Source organism: Deltaproteobacteria bacterium (assembly GCA_009930495.1).
In the GTDB taxonomy this organism is placed as follows: Bacteria; Desulfobacterota; Desulfovibrionia; order Desulfovibrionales; family Desulfomicrobiaceae; genus Desulfomicrobium.
In genome coordinates this window covers 1-1,387 of the sequence record RZYB01000402.1, presented here as the reverse complement: position 1 = coordinate 1,387, position 1,387 = coordinate 1, and the positions used below count along the sequence as shown (strand labels likewise).

3 protein-coding genes are annotated in these 1,387 nt (G+C 59.3%); 1 reads left to right on the top strand and 2 read right to left on the bottom strand.

Features of this window, described 5'->3' with window-relative positions:
* On the bottom strand, positions 1–315 hold a 315-nt coding region (locus EOL86_15015; protein NCD26879.1), incomplete at its 3' end, for a PAS domain S-box protein.
* On the opposite strand from EOL86_15015, the gene EOL86_15010 reads away from it, so the two are divergent.
* Positions 314–685, top strand: a complete 372-nt coding sequence (locus tag EOL86_15010; GenBank protein NCD26878.1) for a hypothetical protein — start codon at positions 314–316, stop codon at positions 683–685. The genes EOL86_15015 and EOL86_15010 overlap by 2 nt on opposite strands.
* A gap of 222 nt (positions 686–907) precedes the next feature.
* On the opposite strand, the gene EOL86_15005 is transcribed toward EOL86_15010, so the two are convergent.
* Positions 908–1,387, bottom strand: a 480-nt coding sequence (locus tag EOL86_15005) for a VacJ family lipoprotein (protein ID NCD26877.1), incomplete at its 5' end; no start/stop codon positions are given.

Here is a 1,387-nt window from a genome sequence, read left to right as displayed (position 1 = left end):
AAAAGGGGCCACCGAAAAATCCACGACGATCTTTACGCCCGAGGCCGTGACATGCGTGGCATCCTGACGGTGCGCCCGCCCGGAACGGACAACGGTAAAAGCGTCCCGGCACACGCCCTCGGCCTCGACGCGGTCCGGCCAAAACGAGGCGTCCCAGAACGCGCGCCCGACAAGATCATCTTCCCGCGTTCCGGTCATTTCCAAGGCCGCTTTGTTGATGGCCAGTATCGCGCCGTCCAGATCCAGAACAGCCATGAAATGCACGCTTTGGTCGAAAAACAGTCTCCAACCAAAGGATATGGGCTTCGCGGACATGGGCGTCCTCCAGAAGGAATTTTGCAAGAATGACGAGGCGGGCGAGAAAACGGCCGCGTTTCCCTCCTACCGCAAACCCCGGCCTGGGACCAGCACGGAATCACGGCGCGGATACATTTGGAAGCTCGGATTTGCCCGACCCGCCGACAATTTCGAGCACCGCGGCACCCGCCTGACGGAACAGAAGGATGTGGTCCCGGTGCACGCTCTTTGTCCGACCGCCCTGGCCATGGGCATGCTCGCAATGCTCGCGGTCTGGACGAGAGGCTCGGTTCAAGGAGGTTTGCAAAACGCGAAAAAGCCCGCCTTGCCCTCTTGGCAAGGCGGGCTTTTTCGCCGTGAAAGGCATTGCCCGATCAATCCACCATGATCACGGCCCGATGTCCGCAATCCTTGCAAACAAGCGTGCACGCCCCGACCGGAAGCCGTTTGCGCGGCGCGAGCTTGTTCAAAAACGCGAGCGGGGAGCATCGCGACGAAAAGGTCGTGTTTTCCGACCCACATTTGGGGCACGGGATGGATGTCGGCTCGGATTGTCTGGCGGACATGGCGTATCCTTTATTCCCAATTCACGGAATGACAACGTCGACCATCATTTGTCGATGTCCAGCTCCCGCTTCTTGGCATAGATGAAGCGGACCAGCTGGTACTCGAAGGGGCTGCCGGTTTCGTAGTAGCGAAACTTGACCTGATGTCGGGAATCCACGGCCTTGACCGCATACACCCCGGTCGTGGCCGCGCCCTGGGCGGCCCAGTTCAGTCCGTCGAAAATAAAATCGGCCGGGTTGAGGGTCATGATCGCGTCCACGGCCAATCCGCCCGTGTCGCGCACGCCCGAGGGGCCAAGCACCGGCAGGACCAAGTATGGCCCGGCCGGCACGCCCCAGACGCCCAGGGTCTGGCCAAAATCCTCGTTTTCCTGGGGAATGCCCCCGTTACCAAGGACATCGATAAGACCGCCCAGACCGATGGTGGTGTTGAAAATAAACCGGCCAAGGGAAACCGAGGCCTTTTTGGCCTTGCCTTGGAGGACGGAATTGATAAAAATTGGTATTTCTTTGAAATTATTAAA

Coding starts and splice junctions, on each gene's coding strand:
- EOL86_15010 (NCD26878.1), top strand. CDS start 314: ATGGGCGTCCTCCAGAAGGAATTTTGCAAGAATGACGAGGCGGGCGAG.